Consider the following 19,396-nt stretch of genomic DNA (forward strand, 5'->3'; position numbering starts at 1 on the left):
TGGCTATGGGGCATTGGGGATTGGTATTGAGAATTGGGTATAGCTCACGAAGTTAGAAGTTAAAAGATTTTGGATTTTGGATTTTAGATTTTAGATTGGAAGTTAGGAGTTAGTGAAGGTAATAGGTAAAGAGTAATAGGTTTATAAATTCGTGACAATAATAAGTTGCACAGTTGAATTAATCAAATTATTACTTCTCCCCATCTCCCCATCTCCCCATCCCCAATGCCCAATCTATGCTTCCAAAATCTCCTTACCACCTAAATAAGGTTGCAACACCTGGGGTACGTGCAGGGTTCCGTCGGGTTGTTGATAGTTTTCTAAAATAGCTGCCATTGTCCTTCCTACAGCTAATCCGGAACCGTTGAGGGTATGGACAAACTGTGTTCCTTTTTTTCCAGTTTCCTTGAAGCGAATCTTACCCCTCCTCGCTTGGAAGTCTCCACAATTGGAACAGCTGGAAATTTCGCGATATTTACCGCTTGAAGGAAGCCAAACTTCTATATCGTAAGTTTTCGTTGCTGAAAATCCTAAATCTCCAGTACATAGTTCTACGATTCGGTAAGGCAATTGCAAAGCCTGTAAAATTGCTTCAGCGTCCCCCAGTAATTTTTCTAGTTCGTCAAAAGAAGTTTCTGGACTAACTAATTTGACTAATTCAACTTTATTAAATTGATGCAGACGAATTAAACCCCGCATATCGCGTCCGTAACTTCCGGCTTCCCGACGAAAACAAGGAGTATAAGCACAGTGGTAAATAGGTAATTCTTCTGAACTGAGAATTTCACCACGATAAAGATTTGTTAAAGGAACTTCTGCTGTAGGAGTAAGCCATAAATCATCTTCAGCACATTTAAAGCTGTCTTCCGCAAATTTAGGTAGTTGCCCGGTAGCTGTTAAAGACTCAGTATTAATCAAAAACGGCGGAACGACTTCCACATATCCGGCTTCTACCTGACGATTGAGCATAAACTGAATTAATGCCCTTTCCAAAGCCGCACCAGCCCCAATCAAGGCAACAAAACGACTTTGAGCAACTTTTACAGCTCGTTCAAAGTTAAGAAAACCTAACTTTTCACCAATTTCCCAATGAGGAATAATATTTGAGTTTTGAGGTAAATACTCGTCACCCCAACGTCGAATTTCTACATTATCTTCTTCGCTCTTACCAATAGGTGTAGACTCGCTAGGCAAATTAGGAAGTGCGAGTACTCGTTGTTCTATAAGAGCTTTAATCTCTTTTTCTTGAGGTTCAAATTCGCTTAATTTCGCTTTGACTGAATTTCCTTCCTCTCGTAAATCTTTAATTTCTGCGTCTTGAGGACTGATACCCGACTGAATTTTTTGTCCTACCAACTTACCAATTTCGTTGCTGCGGGCTTGAAGTTGGCTTCGGGTAGTCTCTAAGTCGCGTTGTCGTTGATTTAAGTCAACAATCGGCTGAATATCGTAATTCTCGCCACGATTCTTCAACCTTTCTCGAATTAATTGGGGATTTTCCCGTATTTGCTTGATATCTAGCACAGATGTTTCTCAGTTTAATATTTAATATATTTGAATATATTTGAGCCAATACACCAAGACATATTGTAGTGTTCGCCTTGACTCCATAGCAAAAAAACTTTCTCCCACGCTACAAAAAATGGTTTAGAAGAGGGAGTAGGAAGTAGGAAGTAGGGAGCAGCGGGAAAGACGTTTTGAGTTTCTATTAATTAAGTATGGAGCGGAATAATTTTCATATAGCAAGGGTTTAGAGATTTTTGCCCATATGCTCGCACATACTTTTGTCCTGAAGAACCAAAAACATTAATCCTGGCATCATGCTCTGAATCATAGCAAACTAATTTCCTCTGGAAAAAAATTATCAAAAAACACAGCAGAAAATTCCGGATCGAGACGCGGAGGAAAAGTAAAAATGAGCAAGAAGTTTCCTTCCTCCAATCTTCTTACTTCCTCTTTGATCGCTTCCTAATCGTATCGCCTTCACACTCACTTGGTGATACGATTTAACAACCAAATTGAACCTACAAGCCCTACAAAATGGGCTGTAATTGTATTGTTATTTGCCTGAACAACAAGCATATCTTGACCGCTGATCCGATTGGGGTCAACAGCACCCAGAGTAGTTATAGCTTGACTTGATACTGCCTTAACTACCAAAGAGCCGACAATTGCTTGCGCTCCCAATAGCGTCAACAGCATTCCGACTAAATTCACTATCAAAGCTAACTGTAATGTTTTAACCGTCTCTATTTTGCGAGGACGGTTACTAGGGTTGGTAGATTGCAGTTTTCTGCCAATATTTTTGCAGCGAAATGCTAAATAAACACTTATTCCCAAAGAAATTATTCCGCAGACGGCTAAAAATACGCCAAAGCCAGTTTCAGCAGTAGCCGAGGGAGTCCCTGGTCGCCGACCAATTACAAATACTAGTAGCAGTAAGGTCGAGACAACACCCAGCACCAGCTGCAATATAAAACTAATCCAACCTGTAATACGAAAATTTTGTCCGATAGAACGGACTTTGGAAGAAGACGGATTGTCGAGCTGTTCTGACATATGTATAAACCATTTGTGAACGGTGCTACACTTACAAAATTATTGCACTAACTATATTTATCAGCGCAAGGTCATAATTTCACTTTAAATACATAAATTCTTCACTATAATTTTCTATCTGCATGAGATTTTATGGACTTTTGCCCACAAATGCCCTATTGTACTCGATTAAAATAAGTCTAATTACCTACGGATAATCTTCGTAAAAAAAGTATTTGTTAAGTTTTACGAAAAAGCAGCAATTTACCTTTAAAATTGCTTAGGTGCCATTTTATGCTTAAGCAGTTCTAATCTGCTTGGCATCACTTGACACATTGAAAGCGATTCTCATCGTTTTCAAGCAACTCCTCACAACACTACTTTTCGAGTTTGGGTAGGGGTGCGGCAAACCTGCACCCCATTTTTAGTGTGCCAGTACCGCGAGTAACAATCGTGTGTTTTAATGTAGTGTTTATAATGCAGACCATATGTGTCTAAGTAGCGTTATATACTTACTTTTGCTGGAGTAGCACTATATACTCTCTATAGAAATTACAGGCTCAACACTAAGGCATTTTTTTAGCCATTCACTAATTATGAAACTTGAGGATATATATCAATTCTTTGAGAATCCTCCGCCAACCTACCTCTGTCAGGAACTAGCTGTTTGTTATATCTTGTCTGTTTTGCAACAAGGGGAATCTTACGGCACCGAATTGATTCAAAAATTGGAGACTGATTATCCAACTTATCGGCTTTCGGATACCGTGCTTTATAGCGCGATTAAGTTTCTCGAAGACCAGAAAGCAATTACTGGTTATTGGAAGAAGCTTGAAGGACGCGGTCGTCCCCGTCGGATGTACCAAGTTTCCCCTGAATGGCAAACTCAAGCGAAAGATTTAGCTCGTCTTTGGCACGAATACATTGAGCGGAGAAGAATTTAGTTTTTAGTATAAAGAGGACAATTTAGCCAATAATAATGGTAATTGTTTCCTCTCTAAACTGAAGTACAAAATTGTTATGGATACTGCTATTCTGCCATCCACGTTGCTGCTAACTTTATTAATGTCGGTCGGATTATTTTTCTTTATTAGGGCTTCTACTAAAGACCGTATAGAAACAGCACAACTGGTATCTCAACTTCCGAGTGCCTCTTTAATGCCTCAATTAAAGGAGTATTTTCGAGCGCGGTCTTATCGAGTGGCAGCGGTAGACCCGCAACAAAATAAAGTAACGATGACTGGCTTTGTTAAACCCAGTTGGTTTTTAGCCATATTTTTGACTATTCTCGCAGCTATTGGTTTTACAAGCCTATCATTAGTTCTGTCTCTGCTTTTTTCTAGCCAAAGCTTCCTGCTTTACGGGATAATCTTACTATCTCCTCTAAGCGGTATTTTTTACTGGAATAAAGCTGGAAGGGTGGAAAATGTATCGCTGACGGTTGAAGATACCGACAGCGAACAAAATTCTAAAATTACTGTAACTGCCCATCGAGATGAAATTATCTCTTTAGAAGAGGCATTACAGTTAAAAAGAGCATGAATATTGCCCCCAAGCATACAATATTTATTTCAAGGCATAATTTTTTATGGCCTTTTTATTGCCTTGAGCCTTCCGGATGACCGTCTTCATGGCTTTTAAGATATTATCTGGGGTCAAATTATCCCACAACCTTGAGGTGTGGTGCCCAAGAGTAATGGTTGTTTAAACAAAAAGGATAGCTGTTACCATTCCACGAAAGTTCTCTTTTAGTTAAGAGTTGCGATCGCGTATTGGGTAACAGATTAAAACTGCGTAATTAACCGTTATTGTTGATAAAACTCTCCTTTACACACCTTTACACAGTTCTTTCAAAAAAATACTGTAGTAATTGGGCACGATAGTTTTACCTCCCATTACACAAGCAATCTCTAACGATGTTAAGAAAAATTGTGCAAAGGATTGGAATAGTTAGTTTTTGATTCACTTTTCATTCACATTTACCTGCGGTTGATTGGCCAACATCGTAGGAACTAACCAAAAACCTGTAAGTCGAGACAGATATCTACAGATAAAGAGCTTCAACGCTTAGGTTAATTCTGTTATCGGTTTAACCGATTAGCAGAATAGCCGGGGATGACTTTTATGTCCCGCCCCTCGGGTGCAACTGGCGCACTCATAGGGGCGGGAATCCACATGATTGTGTAATCTTGTTGAATCTCTATACCATTGATCTTTTGTCTCTAAAAATAATTTATCCTCACAATTACGGCTCAGTCATACAAAAAATTAACCTTTGTACGGAATGGCCGCTTTTCATACAGCTTTATTGAACTGACTTTACTGGCAAATAATTTCAAAACTTTAAAAAAACATAAACATTTTAAACAAATGCATCATTTTGCCAGTTAATAGATGGTTGTCAAAAGCTACACTCAACGCTTAAGACTTTCCAACCCGCACCCGCTCGTTTATCGAGTAGCTGCGACAGCTAATGCTTCTGGAATTGAAGTTGGTTCCATTGTTCTCAAACTAGGAAACAAAAAGTGGTTTTCTTCTACATACTGAGCGCCAAACAGACCCTTCTCAGCCCAAAAATAACGGTCTGTAGTGTGTTCGTTGCGCTTCACTAGCAGTAGAGCCGGTGGAAGAATGCCTTCAGCTTGAATAAATTTTCTTGCTGCGGTCACAGGTTTATCTTCACCACTTTCGATGCTAAATTGAGGCACGTGTTCTAAAATGCGCCGTCCTTCCTGACGACGACGGCTTTTGCGCTTCCTTCTCCTAGCCAAACTATTTTCCTCCTCGTATTAGCTACAGATTGTAGTTATAGCTACAAAATCCGAGCCAATTATAAAAGTTTTAATCAAAAAAATCAATGGTTCTTAACTAACCGAAATTGAAACATAATTTTTTGGATATAGATAAATCAAAAAAATCAACAATATTGAGTAATATAATACTACATAGCAATTATAAGACTCAGAATTAGTTAAGCTTTGTAATATCGCCAGCCACAAGAATCCATTATGATCGTTTCTGCCAGTTCAGAGTTTGTTGCTCTGTGCCGAGAACAATTGACGCTGTTAGCGACAGGCTTGGGAGCATCTTTAAGCGTTGTATATTTGACGCAAGAATTGGCAGAGGTGCCGCCACATAAGGGGGAAGCCGAGTTAATTCCTGTTGCGGTATATCCAGAGACTGCGGTGGTAGGGCTTGAGCATCAGATAGCTTTACCATCTGTAAATCGTTATTTGTTGAGTCCGTCTTCAGAAGTAATTAGTTCGCAATCTAATGATGGTTTCTCAAATCAAGCACAAGAGAATAATCAAGAATACTTGATGGATAGCGACCAAATTGTTTTACCTTTAATTCACGATTCGGTGATGATGGGGTTATTGGTAACTAGTAGAGAAGATCGTGCTTGGAAGGAAAGCGAACGCACTCAAGTAGAAAATGTAGCCCAAAGTTTGGCGATCGCCTGCATCATGGATAGACGACGTGCTTGGTTGGCAAGCCAGCTGCATCAACATCAGATAATGCAAGAAAAGCAGTTAGATTTGATGGATAACTTATTACATCAATTTCGCAATCCGCTAACGGCTTTACGAACTTTTGGAAAACTCTTAACAAAGCGATTACTAGCAAAGGATGCAAATAGAGAGGCTGCTTTATCTATAGTTAGAGAAAGCGATAGACTTAAAGAATTGCTACAAAAATTTGATGAAGCAATCGACTTGACGACCGAGGATTTACTTCCAGCAAAATTGCCCGCACAACAACAAGTAGAATTTGTTGCAACTGTAGAAGAAAATACACCTTTACTATTATTAAATGGTGCAGAACAAGAAGTTGTTGAATTTAATATAAATGAAGTATTGCAGCCATTATTAATATCAGCAAAAGCAATAGCGAAAGAGCGTTATTTAGAGTTGATGACTAAAATTGATAATAGTTCATGTCTGGTACAAGGAAATTCTCAAGCATTGCGAGAAGTATTAAGTAATATTCTTGATAATGCTTTGAAATATACTCCCGCAGGTGGCAAAATTCTAATTGAATCGATAAAAGATAGAGTGAATTTTTTAGGAATTGCTATTAGCGATAACGGACCGGGTATTCCACAACAAGATTTAGAACATCTTGGAGAAAGAGGTTATCGAGGAGTACAGGCTCAAACTGAAATTCCCGGTTCCGGATTGGGATTAGCTATAGCTAAACAGTTGATAGAACAAATGCAGGGCGAAATGGAAGTTTTCAGCCCTGCTACTCGTTTTGATATTAAATTACTCGATACTCCGGGAAGTACGTTTATTGTTCGTTTACCGGAAGCGAAATAAAGGTTAAAGGTTAGAGGTCAAAGGTTAAAGGTGAAAAATTGTTAATTCCTAACCCTTAACTCTTAACTCTTTTCCCTAGCGATATGAAACCTCGAAACTTTCACCGATAGTCATTTCTAAATCGGTGTCTGGCTGTATAACAATCAAGTCAACACTCTTTTTGTTGAAGAAGATTCCAGTTATCGCACCAATGGCTGCACCACCTAAGACTTCTTCAGTTGCTACAGCGCGATCGCCTGTTACGGCAGCGACGGCAGCAGCAGCACCAGCACCTAATGCGGTGTTCTTAATAATACCTTTGGTACTAGTACCTTTTTTGATAGTCTCAGTTTTGGTAATGATTCCAGAAGTAGCGCTAATGTTATATTCTTTTCCGTTAGTGGTAATTAGTTTCTGAGCTACAAATTGGGAACCACCCTCAGCAGGTTTGAGTTCACCTACAACGCTAGAACCAGCGGGAATAACTAAATCTCCGTTATCGGTAATTACGTTTTGCGAGATAGTTAAAGTTAAAGGCGCTGTTTCATCCTTTGTAACCATAATCTTTTCTGCTTTGTCGTACTTAACGGGAAGAACAGTTCCTTCGGGGATAGTAACATTAGCAACAATTGGAGTAGTTGATACGATGTATGGCGAGTTGATAGCGGTAGCGCTCTTGGTGCTAACTAAAGCTTGATGAATATAAGCCGCTACGTCTGCACGGGTTGCAGTTCCTTTAGGGCTGAGGAATTTAATGTTGGGATAGTTGACAACCATTTGCTTCTCTGTTGCTGCGGCGATGGGGCTGCGAGCATAATCAGAAATATTAGAACTATCGCTGTAATATCCCAACGTGCTTTGAACGTTACCGCTAGCAACATAGTCTAAACCGTTGGCAAGAGAAACCAACACCTGCTCGCGAGGAATATTCTGAGTAGGGCGGAAAACTTGACCGGGATATCCAGATAAGAAACCAGTGCTGTAAGCCTCTTGAATTGCGCTATAAGCCCAATAGTTGCTAGATACATCAACAAAGTTAATTGCCTGTCTTTCTTGGGCTTTGTTGAAAGCTTTGCGAATCATCGCAGCAAACTCAGAGCGCGTCACTGGTTGATCGGGACGGAAGCTACCATCGGGGAATCCGGCGATAACTCCTCGCTGTGCTAATTCTTGAATAAAAGGTGCTGCCCAATAGTTAGATGAAACATCATAAAAACCATTAGTTTGAGCAAAGGATGGAGCGGGTGCTACTAAAGGCGCTACAGTACCTGCTGTAATACCTACAGCCATGAATGCAGCACATTTTGATTTCCAACGATTTAGATTAGACATTAATTTTATCCCCAACAATTCCGTTTGTTCCTGTTAATTCTTTTGACAATATCTCAGATTAAATGTTCCGAGTTTTATTATTTTTCAGAGTCTATTTTAGACATAACCATCTAGATTTATCTTAATAAGTAAAATTTCTATATTAAGACAAATTCTATTTAATTAGCTCAGACGTTCAGTTAATATAATAGTTGCTTTCAATCGAAAAAAGTTCCGTAATTACTTTACATAGTAGTTTTCAATAACCTATTATTACTTAAGTATGCTTAAAGGGCTTATGCCATGCCAGCTATAACTCATAGAGTTGAAAGCTCAGTTAAATAATGTGTCAGTTGAAGCCATCATAAGTAGATAGTACCGATTGTGCCTAAATAAATTAATCTAAGGCTTTATCGCTTTTGACTAATATTATTTAAGCTTTAATAGATTTGATTAATAGCTTTATTCAGTTCGTTTATAGCCTCTCTATCTATTTTTTATACAGCCATTTTATTTGAATATCAGGACAATAGGATTTTGAATTTTAACAACGGATGTTTTTGTTTTAGATTTTGACAACGGATGCGTTTATGCAGGGATTTTAGATTAGGAGTTGGGAATTGCGAATTATCCTCACCTTGTCCCCTTGTCTCCCCATTCCCCTATCCCCCTTATCTCCCCGATGTCTTCCAAAAAAAAACAAACCACCGTACACTTCCAGTTTCAAGTGACGATGGCGTTAAATTAAAATTAAATGAAAACGATGAAAACGCGAGTTACGGTGGGCAATCCTAGAAGCGAGATAATAATAAATTAGAACGCAAAGTGACATTTAAGTCATTTTGAGGGTTGATAACTACAACTTCTGCTTCCTTCTTTCGTAATAAGATACTTGCTAAAGCACCAGCAGCAGCACCAGCTATAGGTTCTAAGGTTTCAATTCTCTTGTTTCCCGTTATCAGTGAAATTACGGTTGCAGCTGCGGTACCGTATGCAGCATCAGTTAAGATTTTCCCGGTACTAGCACCTCTTTTGATTGTTTCTTTATTAGTAACTACCGCAGAAGTTGCATCGATATTCTGCTTTCTACCATCGGGAAAAACTAATTCTCTGGCAACGAATTGAGAACCTTTTTCACCATTAAAATTTGCTGGTTCTAATCTTCCTACAAGTTCGCTTCCGCGAGGGATTAATATGTTTCTGTTGCTATCAATAATATTGCGGGCAACTGTTAAAGTTAAGTCGGAAGTTTCATCGGGTGTGACAACAACTTTTTCTTTATCAAAAGTAACCGGAAGTGTCACTCCTTGAGGAATAGAAACCCCTCTCGATTGTTGTCCAAAAATAGCTTGTGCGGTAGCAGGAGTTGATACCAGGAGAGGTGCAGCCGCAGCAGTTGTAATGCCTAGTGCCAAAAATGCAGCGGTTCCAGATTTTAAACGTTGAAAGCCAGTCATAAGAGAATTCCTTTAGTCTTGAGACTGTATGTTATGACGCAAAGATAATAATATTGTTTCTAAAAGTTTATTAGGTTGGGCATTGGGAATTTAAAAATCATTCTTGAGATTATTTTGAATCTTTCTAAAGGTATAATTTATAATATTAAGTCTTTTGATGACGCTATATTATTTACATTGTTCCTATTTATTTATGTAGTATTTTTTAGTTTTTTATCTCTAATCAAAAAACCCGGTTCTTTTCAGAAAAGCAGGTTTTTTTAGATGATAATTTTTCTAATTTATTTGTAGTTGGACGGGCAAGATGCCCATCCCACAAGATATCAACTAACTAATTGTTTGTTTTTTGGAACGTTTGCGGCGGAGTATTACGCCAAATCCCGCAGCTACTCCGGTTCCGAGGATAGTTAGAGGTTCGGGTACGGGTTCGGTTTGAGCGTTGCTAATTTGTAAAGCGGATGTACTATTAACATCTCCTATGTCAACAACGCCAATTCCGACTTGATAGTTACCAGCGTTGGCGAAGGTATAGTTGAAAGTTCTTGTGCCCGTTTCTAAATTAAACAAGCTCGAAGGATTATTCGCATTACTTATATCAGCTAGCTTAGTAATGACACCATTAGCGACGAAAAAGGCGTAATCATCGAATGTATCGTTAGTAAGAAAATTCCAGTCGAATCTTAACCGATCGCCTTTTCTCGCATTTAAGTTGGTTGTAATCGCAGAACCTTCAAAAACTGCATTAAATAAGTCATTATCTAAAGCACCAGGATTTAAACCTACAGAAGTTTCTATTGCGCCACCAGCTGCAACTGGGTTGTTACCGGAATAGTTAAACCTACCTGCTGGTTGGGGAAAATCATCTTGAAATGTTGAAGAAGCAGTAGAAAGATTAACTTGATTTCCATTAACATCAACATCACCAACTCTTGTCCAGCTACCTAAATCGATGCTGACGGCTTGCGCGGGATTAGCAAATACAAGACTAGTTGAAGCCAAGAAACTGAAGATACCTACAGCGCGACTTGAAAAACGTTTGAAGTTAGACATAATTCCTCTTGGTGTTTATAAAGACTAAGATTGGGCGCGATAAAGAAAAATCCCCCCAACCCCCCTTAAAGAAGCAGGGCTTTATTTTATGGGATTACTTAAGTCATGAAGACAGCAAAAAAGAGGGAATTTTCATCCCTCATATTCATTCCGTTAAAAAACAAAGCTGTTTTCAGCATTTGCCGATAGATTTTCTTCTGTTACACCTTGAAGTAGAACCAAAGGACGAGCAATAAAGCCGCTACCCATGCCATCTTGGTCAATTTGAACGAAAGCATCGCCTCTGCTGGAACCAAAGCTAACGTAACCATCGCCAATTGCATCGGAACCTGCATAACCCAAGCTATCAAGCAACTGAGTCAGGACAATTTTGTCGCTACCTAATTCAAAATCGGTGATGATATCCCCTGCATCGCGGATATCGGTGTAAACAAATTTGTCAGCACCACCATTTCCGGTAAGCATATCGCGACCTTGCAAACCCGTAATGATATTGTCAGCGCTATCACCTATGAGAGTATCTCGTCCTGGAGTACCAAGGATTTCAGGGGATGATAAAGGATTAACTGTTAGCGAAACTGTTGCATTGTCTGTTTCGCTTCCATCGCTGAGAGTATATTTAAAGCTTGCAGCACCGCTGAAATTGTTATCGGGAGTAAAGACTACATCGTTACCATTGAGTGCAACGCTACCGTTAGCTGCATTACCAACGCTTGTAATTGAAAGGGTGTCGCCTTCAACGTCGGTATCGTTAGCTAATAAGTCTGTAACAGAGATAGTTACTGCTTGGTTTTGGTTGGTTGTTGCAGCATCATTATTAGCAACAGGTGCATCGTTAACGGGATTAACCGTAATATCAAAGCTTGAAGAACCAACGCTACCACCCGCACCATCAGCAACAGTAAAGTTAAAGGTGTCGGAAGTGGTTTCGCTGCCGTCGTGGTCATAAGTTATACGGTTATTGTCAATATCAGCCTGGGTAAAGGTGTCGTTGAGAGCTAAAGCAGTTCCATCAAGCAACAAGTTACCGTTGTCGGTGACATTGGTGATGGTGTAAGTAATTTCCGCAGGGCTGTTGTTTGCATCTGTTACCTGTAATTGAGTTGAGGTGATGTTACCTACTGCATCTTCGTCTACCGTTAAGCCTTGGTTGGTAGCTAATACAGGGTTTTCGTTTCCGATTACTTCATCAACGCCATTGATAGTAACGTTAACTGTGGCGGTATCAGTTAAACCATTACCGTCGCTAACTGTATAAGTGAAAGTATCGGTTGCAGTTTCACCCGCATTCAAAGACTCAAATTGTCCGTTGGGGTTGTAAATAATATTGTCGCCGTCGATAGTAACGCTACCTGTTGAACCAGTAACTCCGGTAATGGTTAAGGTATCGCCGTCTTCGTCGGTGTCGTTGGTGAGGACGTTGATAGCTATGCTGTTGTCTTCGTCGGTTGTTGCAGTGTCGTTTTGGGCAACAGGTGGTTTGTTAATAACTACAGGTGTTTCGTTAATATCATTAATTACAATGGCAAAACTTTTATCAAAGTTATTCCCATTGCTATCAATAGCGCGAACTGTAACGTTGTGAGTAGTGTTGCTTTCAAAGTCTAACAACGTGCCGTCAGCTACCTGTAATTGACTACCGTTAAGGGTAAAACGTCCTTGAGCATCATCTAATAAGCTGTAGCTGAAGCTATCGTTATCTGATGCATCGGTGGCGCTGAAGTCACCAATTACCGTACCATTGGCGCTATTTTCATCAACATTATTATTGCTGAGTTGAATTTCGTCGTCGTTGGTAATAGTAGCTTCACCTTGAGCATCTAAAATGTCACCGTTGGTAACGTTACTCAAGTTGATAAAGAAGGTTTCGTCAAGTTCAAGTCTGTTTTCACCAGCAACGGAGACTGTAACGGTTTTGCTTGTCTCTCCAGCATTAAAGGTGAGAGTACCGTTTGTAGCGGTGTAGTCTTTACCAGCAATTGCTGTACCGTTTGCTGTACTGTAGTCTACGGTGATATTTTCGGTATTGGCTTTTGAGAGGGTGACATCAAAGACGAAATTGGTATTACCGTTATTACCTTCTAGTAATGAAAAGTCGCCGATCAAAACCTGTGGAGGTGGTGTCAATTCTGTTGTCAGTTTTTGATTGACAGCAGCTTTAAAGCCATTGAAATCACTACTTACTAATACAAAAGCTGGGTTCCCGTCTGCATTAGTACCGCCAACCAGGTTGTTTTGGTAGAAATCTCGAACAAAAGTACTACCACCAATAACAATACCGTTGATAACATCAACACCCGCTGCTAAAGCATTATCTCTGGCAGTAGAGGTTGCAGTGGAATTTCCGCTACCGTCACCAGATACGTCGATTGTCCAACGTCTACCTTCAAAAGGGTTGGAAGAGAATAAAGGAACTGCAAAATCAATTGCAGGTCCGGGAGAGGTACCACCTGAGAAAGGACGACTACCACCACTTGCTGGTAATAAAGTTTCGCGAATATCTTTAGCAAAGTTTTGAGAAGCCTGTACGCTATCAATTAACGTCCATTTAATAGATTCTTGCTGAATCGTAGACCAGAGAATTAGGTTTACTGCAACACCACCTTCAATACCTTGAGAAATTAGGTTATTGTAAAGGTCTGGATTCTCGAAAGTTTCTGCGTAACCTTCGATTTGCTGAATGTACTCACTGGTGCTTACACTTCCAGAAACGTCTACGAGAAGGGAAACTTCACTATCTACAGTTCTAACATCATCAAATTGAATTGTTCCTACACCTTGACTATTAATAAGAGCAATATTGGTAGGATTAGTTAAGTTAACAAAGAAATTCTCGGTAGATTCTAAATCTGTATCACCATTCACCCCAACGGTAATAGTTTTAGTTGTCTCACCGGGATTAAATGTCAGGGTACCGTTGGTAGCAACATAGTCTTGTCCAGCAGTTGCAGTGTCATCAGCTGTGGAATAGTCTACTGTAGCTGTTCCGGTACTTGAACCAATACGTGTAACTGTAAATACTGCGTTTTTTGTACCGCTATTCCCTTCAACAACAGTTACATCATCGATTTGTATACCGCCAATTTGGATAGGAATTGCTTTGACGTTATCGGTTTCGTCAGTTTCCCCTTGTTGATTAGCTGTATCTACTTGAAAAAGTAAAAATTTATTACCCGTTCCTACAGTATTGGGAATAGTAACGTTGCGAGTTCCGGTATAACTATCTCCTGCTGCTAAGGGAGTATCAGAAAATGTATTACGACTACCGATAACAGTATCGGAATTATCTAAAGTAGCGTCATCGGAAATATAAAAACGGTCACTCCAGGAACGTGGTGCTGTAACGCTACCGTTGTTGGTAACTGTGTACTCAAGAGAAATTGTTTCCCCTAAAGTCGCAGAGCTTGGAGCGGTAGGAGTACCTGAAATAGTTAAATTTGGCGCTCCGATTTGGATAGGAATAGCTGTAACGTTATCAGTTTCGTCACTTTCCCCTTGTTGATTAGCTCTATCTACTTGAAAAAGCAGAAATTTATTACCTGTTCCTACGGTGTTAGGAATAGTAACGTTGTCAGTTTTGGTATAACTATCTCCTGCTGCTAAAGGAATATCAGTACCATTACTTGTAAAGCGAGTACCGATAATAGTATCGGTACTATCTAAGATAGCGTCATCGGAAATATAAAAACGGTCACTCCAGAAACGTGATGCTGTACCGCTACCGTTGTTGGTAACTGTGTACTCAACAGAGATTGTTTCCGCTAAACTAGCTACTGCTGGTGCTGTAGGAGTACCTGAAATAGTTAAATTTGGCGCTTTGATTTCGATGGGAACTGCAAAAACATTGTCCGTTTCATCGCTTTCATCTTGGTTATCAAACGCATCTGTTACGAATAACAGAAACTGATTTCCAGTAGTCGTTGTATTAGGAATAGTGATATTACCGTTGCGGCTGGTATAACTGTCTCCTGCTGGTAAAGAACGCAAAAGAAAACCACTTGCCGATATATCTGTCAGACGTATGTCAGAATTATCAAAGATATTGTCGCTAGAAAGGTAGACGTAATCAAACCATCTGGAAGTTATATCTGCCGTACCGTCGTTAATTCCTTGAAAAGAAACCTGAAAAGTTTCTCCTAAACTAGCTACTGTTGGCGGTGCTACGGGAAGGCTAGTAATCTTTAAATTCGGTTTCATGGAAACTCCAGATAAATAAGGTTAAAAGAGTGAAAACGGAGCTTTAATTTCAGTCAAAACCATGCTTTTCAAGCAACAGTAATTATTTATGTAGATAGTCACCATGAATTACGGATGCAACAATCTGTCATCCGACTGCGGAAGTTCAACTTTTATAGGTAATGCACTAATCCATTACAAAGACAATGCTTATTAACATCGCTTTCTTACTTTGCGATCGCACAAATTCTTCTTAAGCTAAATTACTACTTAAGCGTCAGCAAACGAGTATATTTTGAGACGACTTTCACAGGATATTAAAAGACTCGTTTTCTTTTACTGCCTGCTCTTTGCTGCTTTTTACCCTGAATTACTTCAAAAATATCCTGTAAAACCTGATTCGACATTTGTTTAATAAGTATTACTTTACACCCATGCATGGTATAACTACACAGCTTTACCAAATCTTTAATTACTTGTTAAAATGATTTGCATGATACTTGTAAATCAAAAGCTTACTAGGTCAAGCTTTAAGAGAAATTGATCATCAAATAATTTGAAGCAGTGATAATTTTAAGATGAATTTGCTTCTACTACGCGAAAACAAGCAAGATTTGTTACGCACAAATTGCATTCATGAAATATTAAGAAGTAAGCTAATCTAACAATAGAATTTAGCTTAAATTCAACGCTGACATGACGCTCATCTCTCGTATGGAATCGGTACAATCGCCGATAATCCCTGTTGTTGGGGAATTAATCAAAAAATCTCCCGGTACTATATCTTTAGGGCAAGGTGTTGTTTCTTATTCTCCACCCCCGGAAGCTATAGAATTTTTACCTAAGTTTCTCGCGGAATCTTCCAATAATTTATATCAAGCAGTCGAGGGAATTTCCCCTTTAATAAATACGCTAAAAGAAAAATTAGCAGCTTTTAACAATATCGAAATTAACGAAAATAAGCGTATTGTCGTCACAGCAGGAAGCAATATGGCGTTTATGAATGCCATTCTTGCAATTACGAACCTTGGCGAAGAAATTATCTTAAATACGCCATATTATTTTAATCACGAAATGGCGATCGCCATGACTGGGTGTAATCCGGTTTTGGTGGAAACCGATGAAAATTATCAGTTACAACCGGATGCAATTCTCAAAGCAATTACCCCAAAGACACGGGCAATAGTAACAATTTCACCCAACAATCCCACAGGAGCGGTGTATTCGCGAGAGTTATTGCAGCAAGTTAACGATATTTGTCGGCAGCGAGGGATTTATCATATTAGCGATGAAGCTTACGAATATTTTACTTACAACGTAAAACACGTTTCACCGGCTTCATTTCCCGACAGCAGTAACCATACAATATCTTTATTTAGCCTTTCCAAAGCCTACGGTTTCGCAAGCTGGCGTATCGGATACATGGTAATTCCGCAACATTTGCTTACAGCAGTTAAAAAAGTTCAAGATACAAACTTAATTTGTCCACCTGTAGTATCTCAATATGCAGCTTTGGGAGCATTGCAAGCACAACCAGAATATTTGAAAGATAATATTGGGGCTATTTCTGAAGTACGAGAATTAGTAGTTGAATCTTTCAAACGTCTTGAAGGTATTTGTACAATCGCTCCTGCCGATGGTGCTTTCTATTTCTTTTTAAAAGTACATACTCAAATGGATGCTTTTGAATTAGTCAAACAACTTATTGGTAAGTATCACGTTGCAGTACTTCCGGGAACTACCTTTGGGATGAATCAAGGTTGTTATTTACGTGTTGCTTACGGTGCGTTGCAAAAAGAAACCGCGAAAGAAGGAATTGAAAGATTGGTAAACGGGTTGCATCAGTTAACAGTTATCAATTACTAGAATTATCTTTTTATGCTTGCTGTTTTCAGTTTATTTTAATTTACATCTTGCACCATTCTCGTTAAACCCCGCACCAGCCTTGTAAGCCGGAGGCTTTCTCGCAGAGAAATCAATTGATGCAGTTGATTATAAAATATGTTAAAACGCACGCTAAAGCTTAGCCCAGTCTGATAAATCAGACTTTGCTTATAAGCCTGGGAATTTATTCCAAGGCGGTGTGGAGAATTATGTAAGATGGAATTTTAACTATTATTTTTATCAACCAATTACCAATTACCAATTACCAAATTATCAATTTAAAATGCTCATAACTAACAAGATAATAGAAGTTGAAACAACCAAAGGCATTAATATCCACAATATAACGCTGCAAATTGAGAAACTTATTTCATCAACTGAAATTAAAAACGGTCAGGTTTTGATATTTTCTCGCCATACAACAACAGCTTTAACTATCAATGAAAATGAATCAAGATTACTGCAAGATGTCAAAATATTTTTACAAAAATTAGCGCCGGAATCAGATAAATATTTACACAATGATTTAGATTTGAGAGAAAATATTCCACCAGATGAACCGATTAATGCTCATTCCCATTTAATGGCAATGATGTTAAGTAGTAGTGAAGTTATTCCTATCGTTGATGGTAGATTAGCCTTAGGAACTTATCAATCGGTATTGTTTTTCGAGTTGGATGGAGCAAGAAAAAGAACTGTATTCTGTCAAATATCTGGAATTAGTTAACAGTGAGCAGTAACTTGTTACCAGGAACAAATTAAAAGTTTATAATCCCTAACTACTAACTCCTAATGCCCAATACCCAATCCCCAATTCCCAAATTAATCCAAAGTCAATTTTTCAAACTCTGGTTCCCCGTAAATCATATTTTCATCGATTGCTGAAAGCACTTTATTATTAGTTTTTTCAGAATTCAAACTTTTACAAACTAATTGCGCGACATCTGCACGATGAATTGTACCAGCAATTTTGGGATCTTCAGTTAAAATTCCGTTTCCTGTAGCTGGTTCGGATTTTAGTCCACCGGGACGAATTACTGTATAAGTTAATCCGCTGGCAATTAAGTGTTTTTCGGCTTTATCTTTTTCGATTAAAACAGGTTTGAGGGTTTCTAAGGCTTGGGGAGGTATGGCATTTGCACTATTTCCACTACCAATTGAAGAAACTAAAATAAACTTTTTCACACCTGCTTTGACTGCGGCATCAATGAGATTTTTATTACCCAAATAATCAGCCCTTTCGCTGTCTTTTGGTACTCCACCAATAGTACTAATAACTATATCTATAGCTGCTTCTCCCAAAATTGCTTTTTCTACATCATCTGTATTTAAAGCATCTCCTAAAACTACTTTGATACCCATTGCTTCTAACTCTTGACGCTTCTCTTCGCTTCTAAAAAACGCCTTAACTTGTAAATTTTGTGCAGTTAGACAGTTGGCAATTTCTCTACCAACACCGCTACTTGCTCCAGCCAGAAGAATATAACTATTAGTCATAGAAATTTCGTTAATTAGATAGTAGACAATATTTGACATTATTCTAAATATATCTTTTTTTGGTTTATCCAAACTATCTAAAATAAAGTAATCGGGTTCCAGATTCTCTTTACTATTGCCTGTTCCCCGTTCCCTATTCCCCCTAAGCCTAATTTAAAAACTATTCCTTAAAGATTAAAAAAATATAACTAGGGAAAGAGCAAAATTGAATACATATCGCGATAAATTTGTAAATAACTCAATATTTGAATAACAAATTGTCATCATAGATAGATGATTGTTTGTGTTTTAAGACAAAACAGAGGGGAGATATATGAATAACGAAGAAAAACAAACTTTACCAGAAGATCCAGCTTTAGCACAACCCGGAAAAGGAGCGCCAGGTAATAATCATGGTGCGGTACAAACGGCGCAAACAACCGCAGTAAATCCACCCGATGCAAAAATTCCTTCTGCGGCTCCCACTGAAGAGAGCAAGCAGGAAGTAAAAGCTGTCCAGGAGCAGGAAAAAGGTACAATGGATACCACTGAAGGTTTTGTTATCGATGAAGCGGGTAAGCTCGATAACTTTGCGGTTGAACCAAAAATGTATGTAGAAGATAAATAATTTAGATTAATTTAGATTTTCAAAGTTATATTTTGATGTAGAGACGTAAAATTTTACGTCTCTACATTTTTGGCATTTTTGGCATTGCTTGAAACTCCCTACCTAAAGCTTATGAACGAAGAATTACAAGAAGACTCTGAAAAGCTGCGAAAAACTGGACGAGTAGCCGCTACATCAGTAATTTGGGGAGTTAGCGCTGGAATGCTAGCTATTTCTATCCCGCTTGTAATAGTAACAAAAACTGGTGCGATTATACCCCTCGCTACGATTATAGGGGCGGCAGTTGCCACTTTCGCTGTATGGAACCCAGAAAATAACAACTCTGAGGTAAAGCAATTAGAAGAGAGAATCGCTTTTTTAGAAACAATCGTAACTACAGAGGATTCAGATAAAAGCTAGAAACATACTAAAAAACTACACAATTTCTTCAGTTTAGCTATAATTTATTTCCACCATCAATAAATAATCTGAAATTCATTTCATAGATTTGAAAAGAAATATTAGTGGTTGCGTATAAAATCTATCCAACGTGTTACCGTAATTTTTAAGCTACTGATTTTATTCGACTACCTATATTG

15 protein-coding genes are annotated in these 19,396 nt (G+C 38.7%); 7 read left to right on the forward strand and 8 right to left on the reverse strand.

Annotation, left to right across the window (positions count from 1 at the left end; translation table 11 throughout):
- Window positions 1–234: 234 nt before the first annotated feature.
- Together serS and ACM03V_RS00935 are read right to left on the reverse strand one after the other, a co-directional pair.
- Entirely contained in the window at window positions 235–1,524 is a 1,290-nt protein-coding gene (gene serS / locus ACM03V_RS00930; protein WP_414618863.1) for a serine--tRNA ligase, read from the reverse strand.
- Between the two features lie 465 nt (window positions 1,525–1,989).
- Window positions 1,990–2,559, reverse strand: coding sequence for a DUF3611 family protein (locus ACM03V_RS00935; protein ID WP_414618864.1), 570 nt, complete (start codon window positions 2,557–2,559; stop codon window positions 1,990–1,992).
- A 575-nt stretch (window positions 2,560–3,134) separates the two neighbouring features.
- On the opposite strand from ACM03V_RS00935, the gene ACM03V_RS00940 reads away from it, so the two are divergent.
- Both ACM03V_RS00940 and ACM03V_RS00945 read left to right on the forward strand, forming a co-directional pair.
- A complete protein-coding gene (locus tag ACM03V_RS00940) occupies window positions 3,135–3,482 on the forward strand; it encodes a PadR family transcriptional regulator (protein ID WP_414618865.1) in 348 nt (115 codons plus the stop codon).
- Window positions 3,483–3,558: 76 nt separating this feature from the next.
- Window positions 3,559–4,080: a cofactor assembly of complex C subunit B gene (locus ACM03V_RS00945; RefSeq protein ID WP_414618866.1), complete on the forward strand. Its 522-nt coding sequence runs from the start codon at window positions 3,559–3,561 to the stop codon at window positions 4,078–4,080.
- A 908-nt stretch (window positions 4,081–4,988) separates the two neighbouring features.
- Here the strand turns inward: ACM03V_RS00945 and ACM03V_RS00950 are convergent.
- Window positions 4,989–5,309, reverse strand: coding sequence for a DUF3155 domain-containing protein (locus ACM03V_RS00950; protein ID WP_414618867.1), 321 nt, complete (start codon window positions 5,307–5,309; stop codon window positions 4,989–4,991).
- A 237-nt stretch (window positions 5,310–5,546) separates the two neighbouring features.
- Here ACM03V_RS00950 and ACM03V_RS00955 point away from each other — a divergent pair, with 237 nt between their 5' ends.
- On the forward strand, window positions 5,547–6,857 hold the full coding sequence (locus ACM03V_RS00955; RefSeq protein WP_414618868.1) for a sensor histidine kinase: 1,311 nt from the start codon (window positions 5,547–5,549) through the stop codon (window positions 6,855–6,857).
- A gap of 75 nt (window positions 6,858–6,932) precedes the next feature.
- On the opposite strand, the gene ACM03V_RS00960 is transcribed toward ACM03V_RS00955, so the two are convergent.
- The 4 genes from ACM03V_RS00960 to ACM03V_RS00975 all read right to left on the reverse strand — a co-directional run bounded on the left by ACM03V_RS00960 (window position 6,933) and on the right by ACM03V_RS00975 (window position 14,851).
- Window positions 6,933–8,168, reverse strand: coding sequence for an S-layer homology domain-containing protein (locus ACM03V_RS00960; protein WP_414618869.1), 1,236 nt, complete (start codon window positions 8,166–8,168; stop codon window positions 6,933–6,935).
- A gap of 770 nt (window positions 8,169–8,938) precedes the next feature.
- Window positions 8,939–9,604 (reverse strand): conjugal transfer protein TrbI, encoded by a 666-nt coding sequence (locus tag ACM03V_RS00965; RefSeq protein WP_414618870.1) that lies wholly within the window; start codon window positions 9,602–9,604, stop codon window positions 8,939–8,941.
- A gap of 327 nt (window positions 9,605–9,931) precedes the next feature.
- Window positions 9,932–10,654 carry a PEP-CTERM sorting domain-containing protein gene (locus ACM03V_RS00970; protein ID WP_414618871.1) on the reverse strand — a complete coding sequence of 241 codons (723 nt, stop codon included), beginning with the start codon at window positions 10,652–10,654 and terminating at the stop codon, window positions 9,932–9,934.
- 153 nt (window positions 10,655–10,807) lie between these two features.
- Window positions 10,808–14,851 carry a DUF1194 domain-containing protein gene (locus ACM03V_RS00975; protein ID WP_414618872.1) on the reverse strand — a complete coding sequence of 1,348 codons (4,044 nt, stop codon included), beginning with the start codon at window positions 14,849–14,851 and terminating at the stop codon, window positions 10,808–10,810.
- A 675-nt stretch (window positions 14,852–15,526) separates the two neighbouring features.
- On the opposite strand from ACM03V_RS00975, the gene ACM03V_RS00980 reads away from it, so the two are divergent.
- Together ACM03V_RS00980 and ACM03V_RS00985 are read left to right on the forward strand one after the other, a co-directional pair.
- Window positions 15,527–16,696 (forward strand): pyridoxal phosphate-dependent aminotransferase, encoded by a 1,170-nt coding sequence (locus ACM03V_RS00980; RefSeq protein ID WP_414618873.1) that lies wholly within the window; start codon window positions 15,527–15,529, stop codon window positions 16,694–16,696.
- 301 nt (window positions 16,697–16,997) lie between these two features.
- Window positions 16,998–17,441 (forward strand): secondary thiamine-phosphate synthase enzyme YjbQ, encoded by a 444-nt coding sequence (locus tag ACM03V_RS00985; RefSeq protein WP_414618874.1) that lies wholly within the window; start codon window positions 16,998–17,000, stop codon window positions 17,439–17,441.
- Between the two features lie 95 nt (window positions 17,442–17,536).
- Here the strand turns inward: ACM03V_RS00985 and ACM03V_RS00990 are convergent, their stop codons facing one another.
- Window positions 17,537–18,211: an SDR family oxidoreductase gene (locus ACM03V_RS00990; RefSeq protein WP_414618875.1), complete on the reverse strand. Its 675-nt coding sequence runs from the start codon at window positions 18,209–18,211 to the stop codon at window positions 17,537–17,539.
- 313 nt (window positions 18,212–18,524) lie between these two features.
- Between ACM03V_RS00990 and ACM03V_RS00995 the strand changes: the two genes are divergently transcribed.
- Both ACM03V_RS00995 and ACM03V_RS01000 read left to right on the forward strand, forming a co-directional pair.
- Entirely contained in the window at window positions 18,525–18,818 is a 294-nt protein-coding gene (locus ACM03V_RS00995) for a hypothetical protein (protein WP_414618876.1), read from the forward strand.
- Window positions 18,819–18,929: 111 nt separating this feature from the next.
- Window positions 18,930–19,217 carry a hypothetical protein gene (locus ACM03V_RS01000; RefSeq protein ID WP_414618877.1) on the forward strand — a complete coding sequence of 96 codons (288 nt, stop codon included), beginning with the start codon at window positions 18,930–18,932 and terminating at the stop codon, window positions 19,215–19,217.
- Window positions 19,218–19,396: the final 179 nt, after the last annotated feature.

Origin of the sequence: Calothrix sp. CCY 0018 (genome assembly GCF_963920925.1) — a bacterium.
Lineage (GTDB): Bacteria > Cyanobacteriota > Cyanobacteriia > Cyanobacteriales > Nostocaceae > Rivularia.